The sequence below is a fragment of the Streptomyces sp. NPDC029014 genome (assembly GCF_055564695.1).
This window is the reverse complement of sequence record NZ_JBVHVT010000005.1, coordinates 58,611-76,084: the sequence shown is the minus strand read 5'-3', so window position 1 is coordinate 76,084 and position 17,474 is coordinate 58,611. Positions and strand designations below refer to the sequence as shown.

Here is a 17,474-nt window from a genome sequence, read left to right as displayed (position 1 = left end):
GCGCGAGGGGACGGACCGGAGCGGGCCCGGACCGGTGGGAGATCCGGCCCGGCGGGGGCGGAGCGACGGGCGGAGCGATGAGGGGGGTCGGGTGAGGGGAACGGGGGCGCCGGCGGCCCGGATGCCGGGCGGGTCGGGGCGACTGCTGGGGTCGCGGGCCCGGCTGCGCTGGGTGCACCTGATACTCGGCGGGGCGCTGCTGATGCCGTACTTCCTGGTGGCGCAGGTGGTGGTCGGCGTCATCGCCGGGACGAACGCGCTCGCCTCCACCCGGCTGACCTTCATCGCCTACGGGGTGTCGGTGCCGCTGGCCGCGGTGACGGGCCTCCTGGGGCTGGTCCGGCAGATGTCGGTGGTCGTGGTGCGGGCGCTGTGCGGGGTGCCGGGGGAGCGGCTGGCCGACGGGCCCGCCCGGTCCTGGGCGGCCCGGGGGAGGACGGCCGCCTGGTGGTCCCTGCACCTGGGGATCGGCGCCCTGGTCAGCGGGATGAGCCTCGCGGTACCGCCCATGGCGGTGGTGCTGCTCCTGCTGCCCTTCGTGAGCGCGCTGCGGGACATGCCGGTCGGCTCGGGCTTGCTCAGCACCGCCGCCGACCCCTACGTCGCCCCCTTCCTCGGGATCGGCCTGCTGGCGGGGCTCGTGCTGTGCGCCGCCGGGGCCGGGGTGCTGCTGGCCCGGCTCGCCCCCGTCCTGCTGGGGCCGACGCCGGCGGACCGGCTGGCCGCGGCCGAGGAGCGGGCCGCCGACCTGGCCGTGCGCAACCGGCTCGCCCGGGAGCTGCACGACGCGGTCGGGCACGCCCTGAGCGCCGTCACCCTCCAGGCGGTCGCGGCCCGGCGGGTCCTCGACAGCGACCCCGCGTTCGTACGGGAGGCGCTGGCGGCGATCGAGGACACCACGCGGCGCACGGTGGGCGAGCTGGACACCGTTCTGGGCCTGCTGCGGGACGGGGACCCGGCCCGGCCGGACGCCGCGCCCGCGCCGACCCTCGCCGCCGACCTGGACGGGCTGCTGGCCCGTACCCGGGCCGCGGGCACCACCGTCACCTCCCGCCAGGACCCCGGACCGGCGGGGGACTGGGCGCAGCTCCCGGCGATCGCCTCCCGCGAGGCGTACCGGATCGTGCAGGAGGGCCTGAGCAACGCACTGCGGCACGGCGCCGGCCCCGTCGAGCTGCACATCGCCGTCACGGACGCGCGGGACGCCCCGGGCGGCAAGGACAGCACCCACCGCGAACTGGAGATCACCATGACCAATCCACCGGGAACCGGGGAGGCCCTCCCGGACCGCACCACCGGGGGCCGCGGGCTGCGCGGCGCCGCGGAGCGGGCGGCCCTGCTGGGCGGCACCGTCGAAGCGGGCCCGCACGAGGGGCTGTGGCGGCTGCGGGCCGTCCTCCCGCTCGGCGGGGGTCCCGGCGGGGGCGCCCGATGAGCCGGCCGCCGCTGCGCATCGTGCTCGCCGACGACGAGCGGATGGTCCGCACCGCCCTGCGGGTCATCCTCGAAGCGGAAGCGGACCTGGAGGTCGTGGGGGAAGCGGCCTCCGGCGCCGAGGCCGTCTCCGTGGTCCGGCAGCTGGCCCCGGACCTGGTACTGATGGACGTCCGGATGCCCGGGATCGACGGCATCCGGGCCACCGAGCAGATCCTCGCCACCCTGCCCGAACCGCCGCGGATCATCGTCGTGACCACCTTCGAGAACGACGCCTACGTGTACGACGCGCTGCGCGCGGGCGCCTCCGGGTTCCTGCTGAAGCGGGCCGATCCGGACGAGCTGCTCGGCGCCGTCCGGCTGGTGGCCCGCGGCGACTCGCTGCTGTTCCCGGCAGCGGTCCGCTCCCTGGCCGCCTCCCACGCGGCCACCGCGGCCGGCGCCCCCGCCCCGTGGGTGGCCCGGCTCACCGACCGGGAAGCGGACGTGCTGCGCCTGATGGCCGGCGGGCTGTCCAACCACGAGATGAGCGCACGCCTCGGGGTCGGCCCGCAGACCGTCAAGACGCACGTCGCCGCCGTCCTGGCCAAGACCGGCTCCCGCGACCGCACCCAGGCCGTCATCGCCGCCTACGAGGGGGGCTTCGTCGTGCGGGGGGCGGCAACATGAAGAAAAGCTGAGAACCCGGCCACAATCGGGACAGGGCGGAACGCCCGGACGCACTCGCACGTCCTTCCGGAAGATGAACAAGACGATCAGGCGTGCGTCGGTCTTCTGCCTGCTCCTCGTGCTGGCCCTGCTTCTCCGGGTCACCTGGGTGCAGGCCTACCAAGGCCAGGCCCTCGCAGACAACGAGAACAACCGGCGGAACCTCATCGGGCAGTACGAGAACCCGCTGGGCAACATCATCGTGGGCGGGGAGGCGATCACCGGCTCGGTCAAGACGGGCGGCAAGGACTTCGGGTACAAGCGGACCTACGTCGACGGCCCGCTGTACGCGCCGCTCACCGGGTACAGCTCGCAGGCCTACGGCACGAGCATGATCGAGGGCGTCTTCAAGAAGGTCCTCAACGGCTCGGACGACCGCCTGAAGACCGTGATGGACATGCTCACCAACCGGCGGGCCTCGCCGGGCAACGTCCTGACCACCGTCGACAAGGGCGTCCAGAAGGCCGCGTACGACGCGCTGGACGGCAAGCAGGGCTCCGCCGTCGCGATCGACCCCGCGACCGGCGAGATCCTCGCCCTCGTGAACAACCCCTCCTTCGACCCGGGCCGCATCTCCGGTGCCAACGACGCCGAGGCCTGGAAGGAGCTGTCCGCCGACAACGGCAAGGCCATGGAGAACGTGGCGCTGCGCAAGCCGCAGGCGCCCGGCTCCACCTTCAAGCTGGTCACCCTGGCGGCGGCCATCGAGAACGGGCTGGTCACGAACCTGGACGCGCCGACCGGCACCCCCGACCCGTACACCATCCCGGGGACGAGGACCCAGCTGCCGAGCGAGGCCGGCTCCGCCGCCTGCAACAACGTGTCGGCGCGCACCGCCCTGCGGCTGTCCTGCAACAACGTCTTCGCCGAGCTGGCGTCCAAGCTGGGCCAGGACAAGATGCGCGCAACGGCCGAGAAGCTCGGCTTCAACACCAACGTCGAGACCCCGGTCACGACCCGGGTGCCGAGCAAGTACCCGTCGAAGAAGATGTCCGTCGACCAGGTCGCGCTCACCGGCATCGGCCAGTTCGACGTGCAGGCCACCCCGCTGCAGATGGCCATGGTGACGGCCGCGATCCAGAACGACGGCAAGCTCGTCGCCCCGCACTCGGTGTCCGAGGTCACCGACTCGGGCGGCACCGTGCTGGAGAGCTTCAAGAACCCGAAGGTCCAGCAGGCCATGAGCCCGAAGACGGCCGCGATGCTGCGGGACGCCATGAGGACCGTCGTCGCCGAGGGCGGCGGCAAGCCCGCGCAGGTGTCGGGCGCCGAGGTCGGCGGCAAGACGGGCACGGCCCAGCGCGGCGTGAAGAACAGCCTGCCGCCGCTGGCCTGGTTCACCTCGTACGGGAAGGCGAACGGCAAGCAGATCGCCGTCGCCGTGATGATCGAGAACTCGGACACCGACCGCTCCGAGATCGGCGGCGGGCGGCTGGCCGCCCCCATCGCACAGAAGATGATGGAGGCCTGGCTGAAGAAGTAGCCGGCCTCCGCGCACCGCCCGGCGCGCCGGGAACCGACACGGTTCCCGGCGCGTTCCTGCTCCATGATCAGAGCTGCGCACGCCGCCGACGTCGATGCCATAGCCGCCCTCCACGCCAGGGCCCGGGCCACCTACTACCGGGGCCGCGTCCCTGAGGCGGCCTACGCGGGCGAGGCCGAACTCGTGCGCTCCCGCGAGGGCTGGACCCGTGCCGTGGCCCGCAGCGCGGCCGAGGGGAAGGTGCTGTGCGCGGAGGAGGACGGCCGGCTGACCGGGGTCGCAGCGTTCCGCACCGCCGCGGACGGGACCACCCTGACCCAGCTCCACGTCGACCCGACGCACTGGCGGCGCGGCACGGGCGCCGCCCTGCACGCCGCATGCCTCGACGCCTGGCGCGCCGCCGGCGTCGACCGGGTCCGGCTGGAGGTGTACGAGCACAACCTCCGCGCCCAGGCCTTCTACGCCCGCCACGGCTGGCGCCCGGATCCCGACCTCCCCCGCTCCGGCTCGCACCTGACGCTCTGGCTGGAGGTCGCACCCCGCTCCGGGATCGGACCCCGGTCCGGGGAATGAGACGCTCCGGCTGGTGGTTGAACGTGAAACCGCCTCGGCCCCCGGCCGGGGCGTCCACCTGAACCGAGAGAACCGAGAGAAGAAGGAACATGCGCGTCGAGATCTGGAGCGACATCGCCTGCCCGTGGTGCTACATCGGCAAGGCCCGGTTCGCCAAGGGGCTGGCCGCCTTCGCGCACCGCGACGAGGTGGAGGTCGTCTTCCGGTCCTTCGAGCTCGACCCGAACAGCGCCAAGGGCGTCACCGCGCCCGTCGTGGACATGCTCGCCAAGAAGTACGGCCGCACCCCCGACGAGGCGCGCGGCATGGAGGAGCACGTCGCGGCGACCGCCCGTGCGGAGGGGCTGGAGTACCGCACCGAGGGCCGCGACCACGGCAACACGTTCGACATCCACCGGCTGCTGCACCTGGCCGCCGCCCGCGGACGCCAGGAGGAACTGCTCGACCTGGCGTTCCGCGCGAACTTCGCCGAGGAGCGGTCCGTCTTCGACCCCGAGGTGCTGGTCGCGCTCGGCGTCGCGGCCGGCCTGGAGGAGGCCGAGGTCCGCGCCGTCCTCGCGGACGACTCCGCGTACGCCGCACAGGTGCGGGCCGACGAGCGGGAGGCCGCGGAACTCGGCGCCAACGCCGTGCCGTTCTTCGTCCTGGACCGCCGGTACGGGATTTCCGGCGGGCAGCCGGCCGAGGTGTTCACCCGCGCCCTGGAGCAGGCCTGGGCGGGTCGCGAGCCGGTAGAGCCGGCCCCGACGGCCGACGCCTGTGACCCGGACGGCGCCTGCGCCGTTCCCCAGGCGTAACGGCCCCGCAGCCCCTGCCCCTGCCCCGTCCCCGTCCGGACGCGGGCGGGGGCCCGCGGGCACCGGGGTGGGGAGGGGCTCAGCCCGTGGCCGCCGCCGCCCAGGCCCCGTCGGCCGCGGCCAGCGCTTCGGCCGGGTCCGTCGACAGGGCCGCGGCGAGGGCCGCGAGGGCGGCGCGCACCGCTTCCCGGGACGCGGCCGGGCCGTAGTGGTTGACCCGGAGCATCTCCCCGGCGAGCGCACCGCCCCCGGCCGCGACCGGGGCCGACGGGTCGGCGGCCAGCGCCTTGGCCGCCACCTCCGAGGCGTCCGCCACGCGCAGCGTCGTGGCCACCGGCGCGGCCTGCGCGGTGCGTCCCACGAACGGGGCGAGGCCCAGCGCCGCCGCACCCGCACGGGTGGCCGCCGCTGCCGCCGCATGACGGCCCGCCACGGCGGGCAGCCCCTCGGCCGCGATCCGGTCCAGGCAGGCCTCCAGCGCGAGCATCTCCAGCTGCGCCGGCGCGTGCAGCAGCGCCGTACGGCCGCCGTCGATCCAGCGCTCCTTCCAGTCCAGCAGGGACAGGTAGGAACGGCGCGGTGCGGCCGGGTTCCCCGCGAAGCGCTCCCACGCCCGCTCCGACACCGACACCGCGGAGACTCCGGCCGGGCCGCCCATCGCCTTCTGCGCGCCGATCACGCACAGGTCGACGCCCCACGCGTCCACGAGCAGCGGTTCCGCGGCCACCGACGCGACCGCGTCCAGCATGAACAACGCCCCGTGGGCCCGTACCGCCTCGCCGATCTCCGCGACCGGGTTGGTGTTGCCGGTCGCCGCCTCCGCGTGCACCAGTGACACGAAGTCGATCTCCGGGTGCTCCTCCAGCGCGGCCGCGACCTGCCCGGCGCTCACCGCCGTGTCGAAGGGCACGGCCAGGTCCACCACCGTCGCCCCGCAGTCGCGCAGCCAGTTGCCGAAGGTGTTCCCGTACGGGCCGGTGACCACGTTCAGCGCGGTCGAACCGGGCCGGGCCCCGGAGCGGATGCACCCCTCCAGCGGCAGCAGCGCCTCGCCCTGGGTGATCACCACGTCCTGGCGGGTGCGCAGCAGGTCCGCGACCTTCCGTTCGATCGACGCGAAGTGCTCGGCGGTGAGCGGCGGAAGGTCCAGCAGGGGGTGGGTCACGGCGGTGCTCATTTCGTCCGGGGTTGCCGGACGAGCCTATCGACCGCGCACGTACAGTGCGGACATGACCGATGACGTGCTGCATGTGAAGGGGCGGGTGCTCGTCGGCCCGGACGACGTGCGCGACGAGCTCTGGGTGGTCGGCGGCCGGATCTCCTACGAGCGCCCGGCCGGCGCCCGCGGGACGACCACGGTGTCCGGCTGGGTCCTGCCGGGCCTGGTCGACGCGCACTGCCACGTGGGGCTGGACGCCCACGGCCCGGTCGACGCGGAGACCGCCGAGCGGCAGGCCCTGACCGACCGCGACGCCGGCACCCTGCTCATCCGCGACGCCGGTTCGCCCTCGGACACCCGCTGGATCGACGACCGCGACGATCTGCCGAAGATCATTCGCGCGGGCCGGCACATCGCCCGCACCCGCCGCTACATCCGCAACTACGCGCACGAGATCGAGCCCGCCGACCTCGTCGCGTACGTGGGCCGCGAGGCGCGGCGCGGCGACGGCTGGGTGAAGCTCGTCGGCGACTGGATCGACCGCGACGCCGGCGACCTGACGGCCTGCTGGCCGCGCGCCGAGGTCGAGGCGGCCATCGCCGAGGCGCACCGGCTGGGCGCCCGGGTCACCGCGCACTGCTTCGCGGAGGACTCGCTGCGCGACCTGGTCGAGGCGGGCATCGACTGCATCGAGCACGCCACCGGGCTCACCGAGGACACCATCCCGCTCTTCGCGGAGCGCGGGGTGGCGATCGTCCCGACCCTGGTGAACATCGCCACGTTCCCGAAGCTGGCGGCGGGCGGCGAGGCCAAGTTCCCGCGCTGGTCGGCGCACATGCGGCGGCTGCACGAGCGCCGGTACGACACCGTGCGCGCGGCCTGGGACGCGGGCATCCCGGTCTACGTCGGCACGGACGCGGGGGGCTCCCTGCCGCACGGCCTGGTCGCGGACGAGGTCTCGGAGCTGGTGCGGGCCGGGATCCCGCCGCTGGACGCCCTGTCGGCGACCACCTGGGCGGCGCGCGCGTGGCTCGGCAGGCCGGGGCTCACCGAGGGCGCGCCCGCCGACCTCGTGGTGTACGGCACCGACCCGCGGGCCGACGTACGGGCGCTGGCGCAGCCGCTGCGGGTGGTCGTGAACGGCACCGTCCGCGCCTGAGCGCGACAGCACGGTTGACGGGGTCGGTTGACGGCACCGGTTGACGGCGCGTGACCCGGGCGTCCCGGCGGTCGTTGAGAACGGCCGACCGGGGCTCCGGGGCGGACGCGACGCACCGGTGCCTGTGGCGGAAATGAACTCCCGTTCCTTGTGGTGCCCAATTAATCGAATACATGCATGGAAACCACCCGTTGGAATGAACTCACCTCAGGTGGCTGTCCGTTCACTCTCCGTGCGTAAAAGATTCCGGGGGTAGTAGGCCGTTCGTGCGCGATGTCCCCCATTGGCGCGCGACGGCCCCGTCTCCCTGGGGGTTTCCCACCGTGAACCGCAACACCTTCCGCACGCCCGCGGCCGCCCTGCTCGCCGCAGGGGCGGTCGCCCTGCTCACCGCCCCGCCCGCCGCCGCCACGGGCGGCGGCCCCGGCGCGGGCGGCGGGGGCGAGGGCAGGGCCGGCGCCGTCGTGCTGCGCGCCGGACTGGACGTGGGCCTGCTCAACAAGGCGGTCCACGTGCCGCTGAAGACCACGCTGAACGAGGTCAGCGCCCCGGCGACCGCCGAGAAGACCGCCCTCACCGTCGCCGTGGACGGCGCCGAAGGAGGAAAACCCGTCAGCGTGCTCCGCGCCGACGTGGCCACCTCCAAGGCCACCGCGGACAAGCAGCGTGCCGTGGCCGAGGCCCAGCTGGCCCACGCCCGGGTGCACGTGCCCGGACTGCCCGCGCTCTCCCTGATCGAGGTCGAGGAGGTCACCTCCAAGGCCGTGTGCGAGGCCGGGAGGAAGCCGCAGGCCGAGGCCAACGTGCTGGGCGCGGCCACCGTGCTCGGCAAGAAGGTCACCCTGTCCGCGGGCGGCCCGTCCAAGGTGGAGGTCCCGGGGGTCGGCCTGGTCAGCCTGGACCTCTCGGCGAAGGAGACCACCTCCACCACCGCCGCCGCGGCCGCGCTCCGCCTCAAGGTGTCCGTGAACCCGCTGGACCTGAACGTGGCGCAGGTCGAGGGCGAGATCGTCCTCGCCGAGGCGCGCTGCGAGTCCCCGGCCGGGCCGCCCCCGTCAGCGGGCCCCGACGCCGAGCCCGCCACCGGCACGGGCGGCCAGCCCGACGTCAAGCCGCAGACCGGCGCATCCGGCACCGGATCCGGCATCACCACGGACGCCGACCTGGCCGAGACCGGCGGCGGTTCGCTCACCCCGTTCGTCGCCGGAGGCGCACTGGTGCTGCTCGGCATCGGAGCGGTCGCGCTCGTCGTGACCCGGCGCGGCCGCACCTCGTGACCGGGCGCGGCCGCACCTCATGACAGGGGGCGGCCGTACCCCGTGACGCGGGGCGCGGCCCCGCAGCCCGCGGCGGCGCGGACCCGGCCCGGCTGGAGGGGGCGGGCCGGCTCAGCGCGTCGCGTGCTGCAGGCCCTGCTTGTCGGCTCCGCGCGACAGCACGGCCTCGCTGACCTGCTTGTCGACGGCGGCGTACTCGGACCGCTTGGCCCCGGACCCGCCGCCGTCGGCGGCGCAGGAGGTGCACACGACGCGGAACGGGCCGCCCCGGTCCGAGAACTGGGTCAGGTACTCGGCCTTGACCACGTCCCAGCGGCCCGGGTGCACGGTCGACGGGGCGAACGTGAACCGGGGGATCGACGACATGTTGCCGCGCAGCTTCTCGGGCTCGTAGAAGCTGGCGATCTGGTCGCCCATGCCGAAGACCACCCAGGTGCCGTTGATCTTCTCGTAGGGCTGCGGCACGTGGTTGTGCGTGCCGAGGATCAGATCGATGTCCGGGAGCCCGTCCGGGCCGCGCGAGGCGGTCAACGCCTGCGCCAGGTCGCGCTGCTGCTGGTCGGGCGCCGTCTGCCACTCGGTGCCCCAGTGGACGCTGAGGACGACCACGTGCGCCCCGGCCGCCCGCGCCGCCCGCGCGTCGGCGATGATCCGGTTCTGGTCGAGGAGGTTGACGGCCCAGGGCTTGCCGGACGGGAGCGGGATGCCGTTCGTGCCGTACGTGTAGTCCAGCTGGGCGACCTTGGCGCCGCCCGCCGAGAGCACCGCCGGGGCCTTGGCCTCCTCGGCGCTGCGGGCCGAGCCGACGTGCTTGATGCCGACCCGGTCGAGGTGGTCGAGGGTGCGGACGAGACCGTCGTAGCCGTCGTCCAGGGTGTGGTTCGAGCCGGTCGAGCAGCTGTCGTAGCCGGCGTCCTTCAACGCGTCGGCGAGCTGGTGAGGGGCCTTGAAGGCCGGGTACCCGGTGTAGGGGCCGCCGGGCCGGCCGTACGGTATCTCGTGGTGGCATATCGCCAGGTCGGCGGCGGCCACCAGGGGCTTGACCCCGGCCAGTACCTTCCGGAAGTCGTGGCTCTGGCCGCTGCCCTTCGCGTCGTCCGCCGCCTGCTGGATGATCGACGGGTAGGGGATGGTGTCGCCGGTCCCGAGCAGCGTGAACGGGCGGGCGTCGGCGGGCGCTGCGGGCCCCGCCTGGTCCTTGCCCTCCCCCTTCCCGCTGCCCTGGCCGGACCTGCCCCCGGCGAGCCGCTGCTCCCCGGCCGTACCGCGGTCGTCCCCGCCCCCGTCCAGCAGGGTGGAGGCGGCGAACACCGCGCCGCCCACCACTGCCAGTCCTGCCACTGCCACGCCTGCCTTGGCGGCTGCCTTCATCGCGGATCCCCCCGTGTCTCCGTGCCGATGCGCCGATCATCACCCACACGGGCCCGTACCGCCAATCGGGTCCCCGGCGACGGATTCCGCTTCTCCGCAGGTCAGAGCCGTGCACCGGGGCCGGAGGTCAGGGCCGCGGGCCGGTTTCGGGGGGGCGGGGGGGGGGGAGGGGGGGGGGGGGGGGGGGGGGGGGGGGGGGGGGAGGGGGGCGGGGGGGGGGGGGGGGGGGGGGGGGGGGGGGGGGGACCACCCCCCCCCCCCCCCCCCCCCCCGCCGCGCTATACCGACAGCGCCAGTAGCTCGTTCAACGAGGTCCGCGCCCGGGCCACCCGGGAGCGGACCGTGCCGACCGGGCAGCCGATGGCCCTCGCGGCATCGGCGTACGGCAGCCCCAGCAACTGGGTGAGGACGAACGCCTCCCGGCGCTCGTCCGGGATCGCCGCCAGCAGCTCGGCGAGCGCTATGCCGTCCTCGAAGCCCGGCACCCCGCGGGGCTGGCACTGCTCCGCGGCGGCCTGCCAGTCGTCGCGGTCGGACACCTTGGGCCGGGCGGCGGCGTACCGGAGGCTGTCCGCGACGGTGCGCCGGGCGATGGAGAGCAGCCAGGTGCGGGCGGAGGAGCGGCCCTCGAACCGGTGCAGGCTGCCGAGGGCGCGCAGGAACGTCTCCTGCGTGAGGTCGTCGGCGGCCTGCCGGTCGGCGCTCAGGTAGGCCACGTAGCGCCAGACGTCCCGGTGCAGGGCCCGGACGAACCCGTCCACGGCGCGGCGGTCGCCGCCCCGCGCGGCGAGCGCGAGCCTCGTCACCCGTTCCTCGGTACACGCGGTGCGCGTGGTGTCGGTGCTGCGGGAGGTGTGCACGGGGTGCGTGTGGTGTGTGGGGTGTGTGGTGTGGCTGGGAGCAGTGGGGGTGTCGGGCGTGCTGAGAGTGGTGCGCGTGCTGGGCAGGCTGAGGGCAGGGGTCATCGCCACAGGTCCTTCACGAGGAGTCGGGATCCGGCCCGGCGCGATCGGCGCGGTGGTGGCGATCGGGGCGCAGGGGCCGGTGCGTCGTACGGCCGCTGCCGGACGGCAGGGCCGAGACCCGAAGCGCGGGGGTGTCCCGCGCCTTCGAGTGAGCCGGCTGTCAGACGACAGCGATCCCGGACGGCGGACCCCTGGTGCCGAACGCGTGGGCGAGCAGCAACCCGCGGAGCGTGGCGCTGTGGTGCGGCCGCCGCGAGCGGATGCGGGGCCGGTGGGGGAGGACGGCGGGCATGCGGGGCAGCAGCCCCAGCGGTGCGAGGAACCAGCCGGCGAGCGCCCGCAGGATGCGGAAGGCGGCCTGCTCGCCGTACGCGAGCCACAGGCCGCTCAGCAGCGCGGCCAGCAGGTGGGCCGCGAGCATGCCGCTCGCCGACATGTCGGCCATGGCGTGGGCGCCGTCCATGCCGGCCACCCCGTGCATGCCGGCCATCCCGTCCACGCCGGGGGCTCCGCCCAGGGCGTCCATGCCGGTGGCTGCGGCCGTCGTCCCGTGTCCGCACGGCGTGCCGTGCCCGGCGTGAAGGCCGGTACCGGCCGCCGTCGGCGGGTGGTGCGCGGGCGTCAGCGGGGAGTGGGACCCCGCACGGCCGGTCCCGGCCAGCGAGAACAGCCCGTGCAGCACGGCCTGGACGGCGACGGCGGCCGCCGTCACCGCGGACAGGCGCCGCTCCCGGCCCGCCAGGGCCCAGGCCGCGCCGGCCGTCGTCGCGAACGCCGCCGCCAGGGCCCCACCCGGCACACCGGTGCCCGACATGAGGGTGTGGCCGACGGCCGCGAGCAGCACACAGGTGGCCGCGAACACCGCGGCCCGCACTGCTCGACACCATCGGCCAGACGTCATGACGGGCTCATCCTTGCACTCCCGGATCCGGCGGACACAGGTCGGTGGGGGCAAATCCGGCGGCTGTCAACGCGTTCTCGCGGCTGTGTCGTACGCCACAAGTCCCCTCGGGAACCCGAGAGTTGCCGCTTCCGACTTCTGTCCCACGGCCACGGGCCGCTGAAACGGTGCGGAGACGGTACGAAGGAGGAAAGGCGTGGAGCAGGCCCCTGCCCCGGGCACGGCGACGGGTGCGCCCGGCGACCCGCCGGAGCGCCGTCCGCCGACGGCTCTGCTCACCTGCGCGACGGCGTTCCCGATGCTCCGGCTGTTCCCGCCGGGGGCGCTCGGGCCGTTGTCGGTGGACGGGTCCGGCGTCTCCACGACCCTGCTGGGCCTGACCACGGCGGTACGTCCCGGCACCGCCGCCGCACTGCCGCCGGTGAGCGGACGCCCGGTCGACCGGATCGGTCCGCGGCGCGCCCTGGTCGTGCAGGGCGGGCGCCGCAGGCCTCGGCGAACCCCGCCCACGCTGCCGCACCGGCCCGGCACGGGGGCGGTGACCTGCCTGCGGTCCGGTACCCGACCGGACGCCTCGGCGGGCCGCTCGCCGCGACCAGCAGTGCCAGACCGGCCCGCCGTACGGGTACCAGTCGGAGCGGGGCGCCGGGATCGGCGGTGGCGCGGATCACGGGACCTTCCGCAGCTGCCCGGTGGCCTTCGCCTGGCCGGCGAGGTCGAGGGCGGCGGGTGGGCTCCTCCGCGAGCAGCACCCCGGCCCCCACGGCGATGCAGCCGCCCCCGCAGACGGCCCGGGCGAGATGCGCGAGCGAAGGCCGACCGCCGGGAGCGGGTACGCGGTGGGCCCGCTCGGCATGGGTGCGGGCGGTGCGGCCGCCGACCGGGATGCGACCGGCGGCGGGCCGGCGCGGTCCGGGGACGGCACGCAGCAGCATGGTCTTCCCGGGCCCGTCCGCTCCGGTCGGCGCCACCCGCTCGCCGGCCGCGCCGGGATCGGTCGGCGGCGGGCGGGATCCGGTCAGCGGGGGTGGGCGGGGGCGTCGGCGGGGTCGGTCACCAGCCGAAGCGGCGGTCCACCACGGCGGAGAACTCCTCGAAGGTCAGGACGCGGTCGCCGTTCTGGTCGGCCGCGTCGAAGAGGGCGGAGGACTCGGCGTCGTCCCCCACTCCCCAGAAGGGGATCACTCCCTGGGCGGCGAGGGTCGGGCCCTTGGCCCGGAGCGCCCCGATGACCTCGACACGCGTCAGCGTGCCGTCCTGGTCGAGGTCGAGCGCGTCGAAGAGCTTGCGAGCCTTTTCGCTCATCACCATGTCCTGCTTCCGTGGGGCCGTACGCGTCGTCGGGTCGGTGGCCGCGTCCTGTGCAGAGGGACGCAGCGGCCGAACGCCGGGTTGCGCGCCGGCCAGGGGTGGCGGGCACGCCCGGCGGCGCACACGCCGACGGGGGCGTACCCGCCGGTCCGGCGGGTACGCCCCCGTGGGGAGCGGGCGGGGGAGGACCCGCTCAAGGGTTGATCAGGACCGGTCCGCGGTCTTCGGGGCGCTGTCCGCGGCCGCGGCCCGCGCTGCGATCTGCGGGTTGCGGGACTTCAGCACGGCCCAGCCGATCGCCAGGCAGACCGCCCAGCCGGCACCCACGTACAGGGAGACGCGGCTGTCGGGGTCGATGGCGATCATCGCGGTGACGAGCAGCAGGAACGCGACGGCGATCCAGCTGCACACCGTGCCGCCGGGGGCCGGGAAGGAGGAGGCGGGCAGCTTGCCGGCGTCCACCGCACGGCGGTAGCGGATGTGGCTGACGAGGATCATCAGCCAGGTCCAGATACCGGCCGCGGTCGCCACCGAGGTGACGTAGCCGAAGGCCTTCTCCGGGACGATGTAGTTGAGGACGACGCCGATGCCCATGAGGGCGACGGAGAGGGTGATGGCGATCGCCGGGGTCTTGGTGGAGCTCAGCTTGCCGAGCACCTTGGGGGCCTCGGCGTTGGCGGCGAGGTCGCGCAGCATGCGTCCGGTGGAGTACATGCCGGAGTTGCAGGACGACAGGGCCGCGGTGAGGACCACGAAGTTGACGATGGCCGCACCGGCCGGGATGCCGATCTTGGCGAAGGCCGCCACGAAGGGGCTGACGCCCGGCTGGAACTCGGTCCACTTGACGACCATCAGGATCACGCTGAGGGCACCGACGTAGAAGACGATGATGCGCCACGGCAGGGTGTTGATCGCCTTGGGGAGGGTCTTCTCCGGGTTCTCGGACTCGCCCGCGGTGACGCCGACGAGCTCGACGGCCAGGTACGCGAACATGACGCCCTGCAGGGTCATCAGGCTGGAGCCGACGCCCTTCGGGAAGATGCCGTCGAAGGCCCAGAGGTTGGACACGGCGGCGGTGTCACCGGCGGCGCTGAACCCGAAGGTCACGACGCCGATACCGATCACGATCATGCCGATGAGGGCGGTGACCTTGACCATCGAGAACCAGAACTCGATCTCGCCGAAGATCTTCACCGAGATGAGGTTGGCGACGTAGAGGACCACCAGGAACACCAGGGCCGTCACCCACTGCGGGATGTCCGGGAACCAGAAGTGCACGTAGATCGCCGCGGCGGTCAGCTCGGCCATGCCGGTGACCACCCACATGAGCCAGTACGTCCAACCGGTCACGAAACCGAAGAACGGACCGAGGAACTCGCGGGCGTATTCCGCGAAGGAACCCGAAACGGGCCGGTACAGGAGCAGCTCGCCGAGTGCCCGCATGATGAAGAAGACGATCACGCCGGCGAGGGCGTACATCAGGATGAGGCTGGGCCCGGCCTTCGCGATGTTCGCGCCCGCGCCCAGGAAGAGGCCGACGCCGATGGCGCCGCCGATGGCGATCATCTGGACCTGGCGGCTGCCGAGCCCGCGCTCGTAGCCCTCCTCGGGCGTGTTGCCCGCGGCCGTGTTGTCGCCGTTGTGCTGTTCGACCTGCGTCGAGGTCATGCTGTGGTGCGCCTTTCCGCTCCATGCCGGTCCGCGCCGCGCACGGCTGCGAACCGGGTTCCGATCCCCCGGATGCTGATGGAGTTGCTGCCGGCGGTGGCCGGCTCCAGCGCCCCTGCTCGGACGTGGGTGGTGTCCGGCAGGCGGTCGTGAAGATGTACCACGGCTGGCGACGACGGGCCGTGGCGTACATCACCGGCATAACGGTCATTCGCCTGTGACCAGGCCGAAAGACCCTCCCTCGGTGACTCGATCGTTATCCGGATCTGAGCCTCCGCTGAGCGAACACCGATTGCCATCAAGGCAATACATGTCAGGGTGAACGCGCCCGTAACGGACGGTGAACACGGAGCGTGGCCATATCCGCCTGGTCCGGTTTCCTGGGCATTGATGCTGTCTTGTGCGCATCTCCACCGTTCGACGCGCGGGTCGGGCGCGCCGGTCGCAACCGCGTAACCGTACGAACACACCCGCCCGCGACCGCAGTTGACGGCAGCCGGACCCCCGGCGGAGGACGCGGCCCCCATCCGGGTCGTCCTCTTCCCGGCCGCCCTGCCAGCCGCCGACACCTTCACCGTCACCGTCGGTGTCGGTGAAGGTGGACGGCGTGCGCGGGGGACCCTGGGCCGGCCCCCGCGAGGCTCCGCGTCGGCGGGCGCTTCCGTCAGGCCCGTGGCGCGGGGCCGAGAGTGCCCATCAGGGCCTGCACGGCCTCGACGGCGCTGCCGTCGTGATCGCTGCCCGCCGTGCCGCGGCTGCGGTACTGCACGTTGGCGGTGCGGTCGACCTCCAGGACCGAGTCGGCATGGGAGTTGTCGACCACCGTGATCAGACTCCCGTCGGCCGCCGCGGGCACCGCCGCCGCACCGAGCAGGGCCGCCGCGAGCACCGGCGTGGCCGCCGAGCGCAGCCGACCGCCCCGCCGGCTCACACCCCCACCCGCTCGGGTACCGGGCGCAGCCGGGCGACGTTGTCCTCCAGGAGCCGGGTCGCGGCGGCGACCCCGATCCCGTCGTCGGCGGTCACCGGGGGCAGCCGTCCGTCGTCGCGCCGCAGGTCGCGCAGCGCCGAGTCCATCGCCTCGTGCGCCGCGAAGAGGCACGGCGTGCTGTAGATGGCCACGTCCACCCCGAGGGCGGCCAGCTCGCCGAGCGAGAGCCGGGGCGATTTTCCGCCCGCGAGCTGGTTGAACAGCAGCGGCTTGCTGCCGACCACCTCCCGGATCCGTCGGATCCACTCGACGCTGCGCACCCCGTCGACGAGGACGACGTCGGCTCCGGTGGCCGCCAGTCGCTCGGCCCGGTTCAGGATGTCGGCCTCCTCCGTGGCGTCCGTGCGGGCCACCACGACCATGTCCGTGCGGACGGCCAGCACCATCTCCAGCTTTTCGAGGTACTCGTCGAGGGGCAGCACCTGCTTGCCGTCCGCGTGCCCGCACCGGCGGGGCCGCCGCTGGTCCTCCAGGATCACGCCGGAGGCCCCGATGCGCTCCAGCCCCTCCACCACGTGGCAGGCCACCTCCGGGTCGGCGTAGCCGTCGTCGATGTCCACGAGCAGGTGGTGCCGGGGGAACGCGCCGCGCAGGCGCTGCACGAAGGCGACCATGTCCGGCCACGCGATGAACCCGATGTCCGGCAGCCCGTAGTAGGACGCGGCGAAGCCGAATCCGGAGACGAACATCCCGTCGTAGTGGCGGGCCGCGATGGACGCCGAGTACATGTCGTACACGCCGATGAGGGGGGTGGTTCCCGGTGCGGCGATCTGTTCCCGCAACTTGTTCCCGTAGGTCAACGCCTGACTCCTCGTCATGGTGAAGCAGCACACGGACGTGGCGGGACCGCCGCAACACGACGGTCCTTTACCAAAGCCCGATACTTTCGTGGGAGAACCGGGAAACTCCTGAGGCGAGCGCTTTACTCACTCTCCAGGGGGAGCGATTTCACCAGAGAAACGTCACTGGGACCGGCCGGCCGCGGAGCACTAGCCACCGTTGCGGGGCAGATGGGCCCGGGCGTCCTCGTACGTGGCCGTGCCCGGTTCCGCGGCGGGGGCGTAGAAGAGGTTCAGCACACCCGACGGGAAGGTCTCGCCGGACACCAGCCGCAGCGGCAGCGGTGCGCCGCCCTCCTCGAACAGGCGCATGCCGGAGCGGACGGCGATCGGGTGCACCAGCAGGTTCAGCTCGTCCAGCAGTCCCGCCGCGAGGAGCTGGCGGACGACCGAGACCGAGCCGCTGATCCACACGGTGGAGCCGGTCCCGCCCTTCAGCACGGTGACCGCCTCGACGAGCCCGCCGTCGAGGACCTCCGCGTTCCGCCAGGTGGGCGGCAGCGGCCGGTGCGTCACGACGATCTTGCGGGCGTCGCCGAGGAGAGTGGCGAAGGGGGCGTCCTCCCCGCCGGCCGCCTCCCGCTCCGGCCAGGCGCCCGCGAAGCTCTCGTACGTCCGGCGGCCGAGGAGCAGCGTGTCCGCACTGCCGAGGGTGGCGTCGACGGCCGCCCCCATGGCGTCGTCGAAGTACGGGAAGTGCCACCGGTCGGGTGCCTCGACCACCCCGTCGAGCGAGATGAACAGCTGCGCGGAGATCTTCCTCATGCCGGCTCTCCCGGGACGCGGTGGGTCGGTGCACCTCCAGTAGACGACGCCGCACGCTGCGCGACCACCGGTC

The 17,474-nt window shown here is 73.9% G+C and carries 16 protein-coding genes; 7 read left to right on the top strand and 9 right to left on the bottom strand.

Annotated features, from left to right (window positions below; all coding sequences use genetic code 11):
• Nucleotides 1-121: 121 nt before the first annotated feature.
• The 5 genes from ACZ4VL_RS04340 to ACZ4VL_RS04320 all read left to right on the top strand — a co-directional run bounded on the left by ACZ4VL_RS04340 (nt 122) and on the right by ACZ4VL_RS04320 (nt 4,995).
• On the top strand, nt 122-1,435 hold the full coding sequence (locus ACZ4VL_RS04340) for a sensor histidine kinase (RefSeq protein WP_468195833.1): 1,314 nt from the start codon (nt 122-124) through the stop codon (nt 1,433-1,435).
• Complete coding sequence (locus ACZ4VL_RS04335; protein WP_468195681.1) at nt 1,432-2,103, top strand: response regulator transcription factor; 672 nt, start codon at nt 1,432-1,434, stop codon at nt 2,101-2,103. Before ACZ4VL_RS04340 ends, ACZ4VL_RS04335 begins: the two co-directional genes overlap by 4 nt.
• Nucleotides 2,104-2,176: 73 nt before the next feature.
• Nucleotides 2,177-3,625 (top strand): peptidoglycan D,D-transpeptidase FtsI family protein, encoded by a 1,449-nt coding sequence (locus tag ACZ4VL_RS04330; protein ID WP_468195679.1) that lies wholly within the window; start codon nt 2,177-2,179, stop codon nt 3,623-3,625.
• Between the two features lie 63 nt (nt 3,626-3,688).
• Nucleotides 3,689-4,198, top strand: a complete 510-nt coding sequence (locus tag ACZ4VL_RS04325; RefSeq protein ID WP_468195676.1) for a GNAT family N-acetyltransferase — start codon at nt 3,689-3,691, stop codon at nt 4,196-4,198.
• 89 nt (nt 4,199-4,287) lie between these two features.
• Nucleotides 4,288-4,995, top strand: a complete 708-nt coding sequence (locus tag ACZ4VL_RS04320; protein ID WP_468195674.1) for a DsbA family oxidoreductase — start codon at nt 4,288-4,290, stop codon at nt 4,993-4,995.
• 79 nt (nt 4,996-5,074) lie between these two features.
• Here ACZ4VL_RS04320 and ACZ4VL_RS04315 read toward each other — a convergent pair whose 3' ends face one another.
• Nucleotides 5,075-6,160, bottom strand: coding sequence for a pyridoxal-phosphate-dependent aminotransferase family protein (locus tag ACZ4VL_RS04315; protein WP_468195831.1), 1,086 nt, complete (start codon nt 6,158-6,160; stop codon nt 5,075-5,077).
• Nucleotides 6,161-6,224: 64 nt separating this feature from the next.
• On the opposite strand from ACZ4VL_RS04315, the gene ACZ4VL_RS04310 reads away from it, so the two are divergent.
• Nucleotides 6,225-7,313 (top strand): amidohydrolase family protein, encoded by a 1,089-nt coding sequence (locus ACZ4VL_RS04310; protein WP_468195671.1) that lies wholly within the window; start codon nt 6,225-6,227, stop codon nt 7,311-7,313.
• Between the two features lie 323 nt (nt 7,314-7,636).
• Nucleotides 7,637-8,590 carry an SCO1860 family LAETG-anchored protein gene (locus ACZ4VL_RS04305; RefSeq protein ID WP_468195669.1) on the top strand — a complete coding sequence of 318 codons (954 nt, stop codon included), beginning with the start codon at nt 7,637-7,639 and terminating at the stop codon, nt 8,588-8,590.
• A gap of 111 nt (nt 8,591-8,701) precedes the next feature.
• Here ACZ4VL_RS04305 and ACZ4VL_RS04300 read toward each other — a convergent pair whose 3' ends face one another.
• The 8 genes from ACZ4VL_RS04300 to ACZ4VL_RS04265 form a co-directional block, all read right to left on the bottom strand.
• Complete coding sequence (locus ACZ4VL_RS04300) at nt 8,702-9,961, bottom strand: CapA family protein (RefSeq protein WP_468195666.1); 1,260 nt, start codon at nt 9,959-9,961, stop codon at nt 8,702-8,704.
• A gap of 278 nt (nt 9,962-10,239) precedes the next feature.
• Nucleotides 10,240-10,926, bottom strand: a complete 687-nt coding sequence (locus ACZ4VL_RS04295) for a sigma-70 family RNA polymerase sigma factor (protein WP_468195663.1) — start codon at nt 10,924-10,926, stop codon at nt 10,240-10,242.
• A gap of 160 nt (nt 10,927-11,086) precedes the next feature.
• On the bottom strand, nt 11,087-11,827 hold the full coding sequence (locus ACZ4VL_RS04290; RefSeq protein WP_468195660.1) for a hypothetical protein: 741 nt from the start codon (nt 11,825-11,827) through the stop codon (nt 11,087-11,089).
• A gap of 1,053 nt (nt 11,828-12,880) precedes the next feature.
• Nucleotides 12,881-13,132 (bottom strand): EF-hand domain-containing protein, encoded by a 252-nt coding sequence (locus ACZ4VL_RS04285; protein ID WP_404233566.1) that lies wholly within the window; start codon nt 13,130-13,132, stop codon nt 12,881-12,883.
• Between the two features lie 210 nt (nt 13,133-13,342).
• Nucleotides 13,343-14,806 (bottom strand): amino acid permease, encoded by a 1,464-nt coding sequence (locus ACZ4VL_RS04280; RefSeq protein ID WP_468195658.1) that lies wholly within the window; start codon nt 14,804-14,806, stop codon nt 13,343-13,345.
• A gap of 664 nt (nt 14,807-15,470) precedes the next feature.
• Entirely contained in the window at nt 15,471-15,737 is a 267-nt protein-coding gene (locus tag ACZ4VL_RS04275; RefSeq protein WP_468195652.1) for a hypothetical protein, read from the bottom strand.
• Nucleotides 15,734-16,597, bottom strand: a complete 864-nt coding sequence (locus tag ACZ4VL_RS04270; RefSeq protein WP_468195649.1) for an isocitrate lyase/PEP mutase family protein — start codon at nt 16,595-16,597, stop codon at nt 15,734-15,736. The genes ACZ4VL_RS04275 and ACZ4VL_RS04270 overlap by 4 nt, the downstream gene beginning before the upstream one ends.
• 189 nt (nt 16,598-16,786) lie before the next feature.
• On the bottom strand, nt 16,787-17,401 hold the full coding sequence (locus ACZ4VL_RS04265; RefSeq protein ID WP_468195646.1) for a dihydrofolate reductase family protein: 615 nt from the start codon (nt 17,399-17,401) through the stop codon (nt 16,787-16,789).
• Nucleotides 17,402-17,474: the final 73 nt, after the last annotated feature.

Coding starts and splice junctions, on each gene's coding strand:
- ACZ4VL_RS04340 (WP_468195833.1), top strand. CDS start 122: ATGCCGGGCGGGTCGGGGCGACTGCTGGGGTCGCGGGCCCGGCTGCGC.
- ACZ4VL_RS04335 (WP_468195681.1), top strand. CDS start 1,432: ATGAGCCGGCCGCCGCTGCGCATCGTGCTCGCCGACGACGAGCGGATG.
- ACZ4VL_RS04330 (WP_468195679.1), top strand. CDS start 2,177: ATGAACAAGACGATCAGGCGTGCGTCGGTCTTCTGCCTGCTCCTCGTG.
- ACZ4VL_RS04325 (WP_468195676.1), top strand. CDS start 3,689: ATGATCAGAGCTGCGCACGCCGCCGACGTCGATGCCATAGCCGCCCTC.
- ACZ4VL_RS04320 (WP_468195674.1), top strand. CDS start 4,288: ATGCGCGTCGAGATCTGGAGCGACATCGCCTGCCCGTGGTGCTACATC.
- ACZ4VL_RS04310 (WP_468195671.1), top strand. CDS start 6,225: ATGACCGATGACGTGCTGCATGTGAAGGGGCGGGTGCTCGTCGGCCCG.
- ACZ4VL_RS04300 (WP_468195666.1), bottom strand. CDS start 9,961: ATGAAGGCAGCCGCCAAGGCAGGCGTGGCAGTGGCAGGACTGGCAGTG.
- ACZ4VL_RS04295 (WP_468195663.1), bottom strand. CDS start 10,926: ATGACCCCTGCCCTCAGCCTGCCCAGCACGCGCACCACTCTCAGCACG.
- ACZ4VL_RS04290 (WP_468195660.1), bottom strand. CDS start 11,827: ATGACGTCTGGCCGATGGTGTCGAGCAGTGCGGGCCGCGGTGTTCGCG.
- ACZ4VL_RS04285 (WP_404233566.1), bottom strand. CDS start 13,132: ATGAGCGAAAAGGCTCGCAAGCTCTTCGACGCGCTCGACCTCGACCAG.
- ACZ4VL_RS04280 (WP_468195658.1), bottom strand. CDS start 14,806: ATGACCTCGACGCAGGTCGAACAGCACAACGGCGACAACACGGCCGCG.
- ACZ4VL_RS04265 (WP_468195646.1), bottom strand. CDS start 17,401: ATGAGGAAGATCTCCGCGCAGCTGTTCATCTCGCTCGACGGGGTGGTC.